Annotated in this window: 7 protein-coding genes and 2 tRNA genes; 5 read left to right on the top strand and 4 right to left on the bottom strand. The window is 70.2% G+C overall.

Going from position 1 to position 6,931, the window contains the following annotated elements:
* The 3 genes from V6S85_RS15740 to V6S85_RS15730 form a co-directional block, all read right to left on the bottom strand.
* Positions 1 to 76 (bottom strand): hypothetical protein (locus V6S85_RS15740; protein ID WP_334349513.1); only part of this gene is annotated, 76 nt, incomplete at its 3' end.
* A gap of 55 nt (positions 77 to 131) precedes the next feature.
* Positions 132 to 205, bottom strand: a tRNA-Gly gene (locus tag V6S85_RS15735).
* A 106-nt stretch (positions 206 to 311) separates the two neighbouring features.
* A tRNA-Tyr gene (locus V6S85_RS15730) sits at positions 312 to 395 on the bottom strand.
* A gap of 174 nt (positions 396 to 569) precedes the next feature.
* Between V6S85_RS15730 and rlmB the strand changes: the two genes are divergently transcribed.
* The 5 genes from rlmB to V6S85_RS15705 all read left to right on the top strand — a co-directional run bounded on the left by rlmB (position 570) and on the right by V6S85_RS15705 (position 5,557).
* The gene (gene rlmB, locus V6S85_RS15725; RefSeq protein ID WP_116565380.1) at positions 570 to 1,406 is read left to right on the top strand and encodes a 23S rRNA (guanosine(2251)-2'-O)-methyltransferase RlmB; all 837 of its coding nucleotides are present in this window, start codon (positions 570 to 572) and stop codon (positions 1,404 to 1,406) included.
* Between the two features lie 92 nt (positions 1,407 to 1,498).
* Positions 1,499 to 3,097 carry a stalk-specific protein StpX gene (gene stpX / locus V6S85_RS15720; protein WP_334349506.1) on the top strand — a complete coding sequence of 533 codons (1,599 nt, stop codon included), beginning with the start codon at positions 1,499 to 1,501 and terminating at the stop codon, positions 3,095 to 3,097.
* A 116-nt stretch (positions 3,098 to 3,213) separates the two neighbouring features.
* Entirely contained in the window at positions 3,214 to 3,942 is a 729-nt protein-coding gene (locus V6S85_RS15715) for a TerC family protein (RefSeq protein WP_116565376.1), read from the top strand.
* A 4-nt stretch (positions 3,943 to 3,946) separates the two neighbouring features.
* A complete protein-coding gene (locus V6S85_RS15710) occupies positions 3,947 to 4,330 on the top strand; it encodes a DUF423 domain-containing protein (protein ID WP_116565374.1) in 384 nt (127 codons plus the stop codon).
* 78 nt (positions 4,331 to 4,408) lie between these two features.
* Positions 4,409 to 5,557, top strand: coding sequence for a hypothetical protein (locus V6S85_RS15705; RefSeq protein ID WP_334349505.1), 1,149 nt, complete (start codon positions 4,409 to 4,411; stop codon positions 5,555 to 5,557).
* Between the two features lie 73 nt (positions 5,558 to 5,630).
* On the opposite strand, the gene V6S85_RS15700 is transcribed toward V6S85_RS15705, so the two are convergent.
* Positions 5,631 to 6,851: a multidrug effflux MFS transporter gene (locus V6S85_RS15700; protein ID WP_116565370.1), complete on the bottom strand. Its 1,221-nt coding sequence runs from the start codon at positions 6,849 to 6,851 to the stop codon at positions 5,631 to 5,633.
* Positions 6,852 to 6,931 lie beyond the last annotated feature (80 nt).

Below are 6,931 nucleotides of genomic sequence, written 5' to 3'. Positions count from 1 at the left end.
TCTTGCCATGGTCAACGTGACCGATGGTGCCGATGTTGCAGTGCGGCTTATTACGTTCGAACTTTTCCTTGGCCATCGTCTCTACCTTCGCGCCGGCGGCTGGTTGCTTACGGATAACGTCTTGGGGGAGCTGGAGCGGGTAGCGGGAATCGAACCCGCATCCTCAGCTTGGAAGGCTGCTGCACTACCATTGTGCTATACCCGCCCTCGATAGCTAGAATTGGGCCTAGCTAAAACTGGCAGCGGGGTCGCGATCGGCTCCCGTCTCTTGGCTCGGGGGCCTTCAGCCCTCCTTCCGGGTTCATCGCGCGTGGTGGGGGAAGAAGGACTCGAACCTTCGAAGCTTTCGCAGCGGATTTACAGTCCGCCCCCTTTGCCGCTCGGGACATTCCCCCACGGCGCGATGTGAACTCCGGAAGAGGCGGCCATATCTTCGATCTTCGCGGCCGTGTCAAACGGCTACTGTGGATCGAGGAACAAAAGCTCTTTGAGCAGGAACGGACTGTGCTTAAGCACCGCCGGACCGGCTCGCGGAACCTCGTGGCCCCCAAATCGGAGCGCGTCTTATAGTGTCCTCTCATTCTGAACGCAACGACCGTAGAAGGCCAAAAGCGCCAGAACGTGAAATTCGCTCCAAGCCTCAGAAAAGCAAGGCCTTTTCCAAGGCATCGGGCGACGAGAAGGAGTGGATCTGGGGGAATCACGCGGTCGAAGCGGCGCTTTCGAACCCCGCCAGACCCCCCGCGAAGCGCCTTTTGGTGACCCCGGACCGGGCCAAGCGACTCGCGCCGAATCTGCAGCGCCACCCCGCCTTGCAGGTCCTCGAGCCCGGCGACATCGCCAGACTTCTACCGCAGGGCGCCGTGCACCAGGGAATCGCCATGAAGGTGAGCGAGCCCGAACCGCTGTCGCTGGCCGAACTGGGCACGCCGGCCCAGGGCGTCATCGTCATGCTCGACCAGATCACCGACCCGCAGAACGTCGGCGCCATCTTCCGTTCGGCCGCCGCCTTCGGGGTGAAGGGCCTAGTTCTGCAAGATCGGCATACCCCGGCCCTGTCAGGCGTGCTGGCCAAGACGGCCGTCGGCGCGGTCGACAAGGCGCCCTACGCGCGCGTGGTCAATCTTTCGCGGGCTCTCGAGGAATTGGCGGAACTGGGCTGGAGGGCCGTGGCCCTGGCTGGCGAGGCCGAACAGAGCCTCGAGGAGGTGCTGGACGGCGGCCCGACCGTGCTGGTGCTGGGCTCGGAAGGCGAAGGCGTGCGCCGGCTGGTGGCCGAGCACTGCGACGCGATGGGAAAAATCCCCATGCCCGGCGGCTTCGAGAGCCTGAATGTGTCCGCCGCGGCGGCGATCGCGCTCTATGAAACGTCACGAGTTCGCGCCACGGGGGAAATCGGTTCGTGAATCCCGATTAACCGTTTTGATTTCGTCGCAACGACGTGTTTTCCTCGCGGACGAGTACCTCCGCGAGCCTTAGCTCGCGGAGGATTTGAAGCATGGGATCGGGGGACCCGATGTTGCAGGTGAAGTTCCGGACGGCGGCCCTGGCCTCGTCCGCCGTTGTCGTGCTGGCGCTGGCGGGGTGCGGCGCCAAGCAGCCGGCTGATACGTCGTCGGCTCTGAACGAGCCGGCGCCGCCGCCGCCCGTCGAGAAGTCGGAACTTCTGGGCGCGCCGCCCGCCAGGGCCGAGGCCCCGCCGGCCGACGGCCTGCTGGGCGGTCCGATCGCCCAGCCCAAGCCGGTCGCCGTCACCACCGACGATTCGCGCCTGAAGACCTGGCGCCGGGCCGACGGCACGCTGGTCACCGCCATGCGCCCGATCGCCAACCCGCGCGAGGCCAAGCCGGCGGCGCGTCCGCACGCCAGGCCCCACCACGCCCGTCCGGCTTCGGTCGCCGCCGCCCGCCCGGCCGCGCCGGCGGTGGCCAAGGCGACGCCGAAGCCGCTCTCCAAGCCCACTATCGTGGCCGCCGCCAAGCCCGCGCCGGCTCCGGTGAAGGCCGCGCCCGTCGCGCCGGCGCCCAAGACCGCGGCCCAGGCCCCTGTCCTGAAGCCGGTCGCCCCGCCCGCCAAGCCGGCGCAGCTGGCCAAGGCCCCTACCCCGGTCGTGGCCCCTGTGGCGGCCCCGGCCGCGCCCGCCGCCGCCAAGCTGCCGCCCAAGGTCGAGAAGCTGCAGGCCGCCGTCGCCCCTGTCGCCACCAGCGGCGCGGTGCTGGCCACGGCCGAAAGCCTGAAGACCGGCAAGGAAGGCCAGGTCACCCTGTCGCTCCCGGCCACGCTGGGCGACATGATCAAGCAGCAGGCCGCCAAGCTCGGGATCGGCAAGCCGGCCAAGAAGGTCAGCGCCTATGCCGACCTGGAAGGCCAGGGCTACGAGATCACCCCGAACGGCCGCCAGACCGCGACCGTCAAGCCGGGCGAGCCGACCACCTTCGCCTGGCAGGTCAAGCCGACGCCGGACGCCAAGGGCCAGCTGACCACCTCGTTCGGCGCCTCGCTGGATGGCGCAAAGCCGGCCCAGCCGTTCTCGCTGGGCTCGATCAGCAAGCAGGTCGCCGCCGTGCCGGCCAAGGCCAAGGAAGCGGCCGAGGGCTTCCAGCTGCCGGCCTTCCTGGACGCGCAGTACGAGGTTCCGGGGATCGGCAAGGTTCCAGGCAAGTCGCTGCTGGGCGCGGGCCTGGTCCTGCTGGCCCTGATCATCCTGGTCGCGATCTCGCGCAACGCCGCCAAGGCCAAGGAACGGGCCGAGCGTCGCCGCAAGTTCCGCACCCTGCATGACTACGGCCGCAACGAGCCGGAGTTCGACACGCCCAAGTCGCAGGACGTGGCCTATGTGAACCCGATGGTGGCCGCCGCCGGCGGCGCGATCGCCGGGGCCGCGGCCACGGCGATGTTCAACCACCACCAGGAGACCAAGGCCGAGCAGGCCGCCGCCCAGGCGGCCGAGCACGAGCCCTTCCCCGCCCCGGCCGACGACAGCCCGCAGGTGCAGCACGTCAGCGAGCAGGCCCATGTCGAACCGGCCGCCGAACCGGCGATTCACGCCGAGCCGGCCGGCGAGGAAACCCGTCGCGAGCCCGAGCCGGTCCACTAGGACCGGAGGCCTCGAACCCTTTCAGCGGCGCGTCCCGGACCGGGGCGCGCCGCTTTCGTTTCCGGCCCGCTTTTCCCGCCCTTGCCAGGGCGCGCGGCCTGCCTCATTGAGACCGCATGCTCGAAACGCTCTTCACGCCCGACGGCCCCGCCGCCGCCTTTCTCCAGGTCCTGATGATCGACCTCGTCCTGGCCGGCGACAACGCCGTGGCCGTGGGCCTGGCGGCCGGCGGCCTGCCGGTGAAGGACCGCAAGAAGGTCATCCTCTACGGACTGGGCGCGGCCGTGGTGCTGCGCATCGGCTTCGCGCTGATCACCACCTGGCTGCTGGGCGTGGTGGGCCTGCTGCTGGCCGGCGGCCTGCTGCTGCTGTGGGTGTGCTGGAAGATGTGGCGCGAACTGCGCGACCAGGCCCAGCACGACGAGGCCGACGCCGCCGCCGTGCTCGACAGCGACCCGACCACCGAGCCGCGCGCCAAGCCGGCCAAGAGCTTCAAGAGCGCCTTCCTGCAGGTGCTGATCGCCGACGTCTCGATGTCGCTGGACAACGTGCTGGCCGTGGCCGGCGCGGCGCGCGAGCACCCGGGCATCCTGGTGTTCGGCCTGCTGCTGTCGATCGCCCTGATGGGCCTGGCCGCCAACGCCATCGCCAAGCTGCTGCACAAGCACCGCTGGATCGGCTTCGTGGGCCTGGCCATCGTGCTGTACGTCGCCCTGCACATGATCTGGGAAGGCCACCGCAGCGTCGTCATGGACCTGCACAAGACCGAGCAATACAACGCCGCCGCGCCGAACGTCATCGACATCAAGCCCGATGAAGTGACCCAGCACGAGAAGCATCGCTAGGCCCATGGCGAAGATCTGGACCCCGAAGACCTATCTGCGCCTGGCCGCCCTCAGCGGCTTCGTCTCGGTGGCCGTCGGGGCCTTCGCCGCCCACGGCGTGCACGACGCGCGGCCGGCAGAACTGCTGAAGACCGGCGCCCTCTACGAGATGACCCACGCCCTGGCGGTGTTCGCCGCCTTCGCCGTGGCGCGGGCCACGGGACGCTCGGGCGGGCTGGCCGCCGGCCTCTTCCTGCTGGGGACGCTGGTGTTCTCGGGCACCCTCTACGCCATGGCCTTCGGCGGTCCGCGCATTCTCGGCGCGATCACGCCGATCGGCGGCGTCGCCTTCCTGGCCGGCTGGCTGGCCCTGGCCTGGAGCGCCGGCAAGGTCGCCGACCAGGCCTAGCCACGCTTGCAAAGGCGCGGATAGATCATTCTAAGTTGCACGAAGTAACGTGAACTCCACCCAGGGAGGACAGGCTTCATGCGACCGATCAGGATCCCCCAAGGCGCGGCCGCCGTGCTGCTGGCCTCGACCACGCTGGCGACCCAGGCCTGCTCGCAGGCGGGACCCGACTTCCAGCCCTACGGCCAGGGCCGCTTCATCCCCTTCACGCCCTGGGCGGCCGGACAGGCGCCGTTCGACGGGCCGCCGACCGTGTCGCTGCGCCTGGACGGACCGCTGGGCGCCTATGCGCCGCCGCCCGTGGTGATGGACACCGGCTCGACCGGGGTGGTGATCTCGGCCGCCGACCTGCCCGGCTGGTCGCCCGACAAGGCCAAGGCCTATCCGCGCGGCTGGGAGTTCCTGAGCAGCAGCAAGCGACTGTGGGTCGGTCACTGGATCCCGACATCCGTCGCCTTCGTCGATGCGGGCGGCGCCGAGCTGGCCCGGGCCCAGGTGCCGATCCTGGTGGTCGACATCGAGCACAAATGCCCCGGCTACGACGTGAAGACCTCGCCGGGGACCTGCGCCGCGCCCAAGGCCACGATCAACATGCCCAAGGGCATCGCCTATATGGGCGTCGGCTTCGGGCGCGAGGGCAACGGCCAGACGCAGGGCACGCCGCAGAAGAACCCGCTGCTGAACCTTGCCGCCATCGACGGCCGGCCGATCGCGGCGGCGACCTATCGCCGGGGCTATGTGGTGACCCGCGATGGCGTGCACGTGGGCCTGACGCCGGCCAACACCGGCGGCTTCCGGTTCGTGAAGCTGGGCCAGCAGGGCCCGAACGGACCGCTGGACTGGCCGCAGGCGCCGATGCAGGTGGCCGCCGGCGGCCTGCCGGCCCAGCCCGGCGCGCTGCTGATCGATACCGGCATCCCGACCATGTACCTGGGCGTGGCCGATCCGGCCGCCCTGCAGACGCGGACGCAGACCAACGCCAACGACAAGGCCCAGTCGACGGTGCTGGCGGACGGCCAGACGGTGACCATCACCGTGCCGACCCAGCCGGTCACGACCCTGGCCTTCACGACCGGCCAGGGCGACGCGGTCGCGCCGACCCAGGTGCTGGTCAACTCGCCGATGCCGACGGCCTTCGTGAACACCGGCCGGCACGCGCTGCGCCGGTTCGACGTCCTGTTCGACGCCGACGGCGGCTGGTTCGGCCTGCGGCCGACGGCGCCTTAAAACCCCTCAGCCGTCATCCCGGCCGAAGGTGCGCGCAGCGGGCCGCGGAGCCGGGATGACGACGGATTTGGAGCTAGGCCGAAACCGCCGCCTTCTTCGGCACGGCCAGCAGGAAGATCGCCAGGCTGGAGCCCACGAGGCAGGCGAACATCACGATCGCCACCGGGCGCGGGGTGCCGTCGTGCAGCAGGCCGCCGGCCCAGGCGGCCACGGCGCCGGCGCCGAACGAGGTTCCGCCCATCAGAGCCGAGATCGAGCCGGCCCGGCGCGGGTCGACGCTGAGGGCGCCGGCCATGGTGTTGCCCGACATCAGGCCGTAGGTCGACAGCGCCAGGAACAGCACCGGCAGCACGGTCCACTCGCCGCCCAGGCCCGTCCAGGCGAAGAAGCTCAGCACCAGGGCCAGGGTCGTGGAAGCGAGGCTGGCGCGGGTCAGCACCTCGTCGGGCTTGAACCGGCGCAGCAGCAGACGGTTGACCTGGCTGGCGCCGATGATGCCCACGGCGTTCGCCGCGAAGACGATGTTGAAGACCAGCGGCGAGTGGCCGTAGGTCCCCATCACCAGGTCAGGCGAGGTCGAGATGTAGGTGAACAGCACCGAGCCGTTCAGCGCCCCGGCGATGCCGTAGCCCAGGAGGCGCTTTTCCCGCAGCAGCAGGGCGAAGGCGCGCAGCGGGTTCTCGGCCCGGGCCTGGGCGGCGGTCTCTTCCGAGCGCGACTCCTTGAGGCCCAGCAGCACCCACAGGCCGATGGCCAGGCCGAACAGCGCCATCACCCCGAACACCGCCCGCCAGCCGGCCAGGGCGAAGATCAGGCCGCCCAGCTGCGGCGCCAGCACGGGCGCGAGGCCCATGATCAGGGTCATCAGCGACAGCACCCGGGCCGTCTCGGCGTGGTCGAAGCGGTCGCGCACCACCGCGCGGGCCACCACCGCCCCGGCGCAGCCGCCCAGGGCCTGGACGAAGCGCGCGCCCAGCAGCACGTCGATGTTGGGCGCCAGGGCGCAGGTCACCGAGGCGACGGTGTAGATGACGACGCCCAGCAGGATCGGCGCGCGGCGGCCCAGGCGGTCGGACGCCGGGCCGTAGAGGAACTGGCCGATGGCCATGCCGGCGAAGAAGGTCGCCAGGGTCAGCTGCACCTGCTCGGGACCCGCCTTCAGCGTCTGGCCGATGGCCGGGAAGCTGGACAGGTACATGTCGATCGACATCGGCGCGAAGGCCGTCAGCGCCCCCAAAAGCAGGACGAGCCGCCAGGGCGTGGCGGAGGAGGAAGCGGAAGCGGCGGAAGTCATGGGCGCCTTCTACTCCCGTCCGCCCCGACGGGAACCCTTTATCGCTTGCCCGGTCGATCGCGGCCCCGCAATCTGACCAC

Origin of the sequence: Caulobacter sp. CCNWLW153 (assembly GCF_036889365.1) — a bacterium.
Classification (GTDB): Bacteria; Pseudomonadota; Alphaproteobacteria; order Caulobacterales; family Caulobacteraceae; genus Caulobacter; species Caulobacter radicis.
The sequence above is the reverse complement of the archived record's forward strand: the minus strand, read 5'-3'. Positions and strand labels throughout refer to the sequence as shown.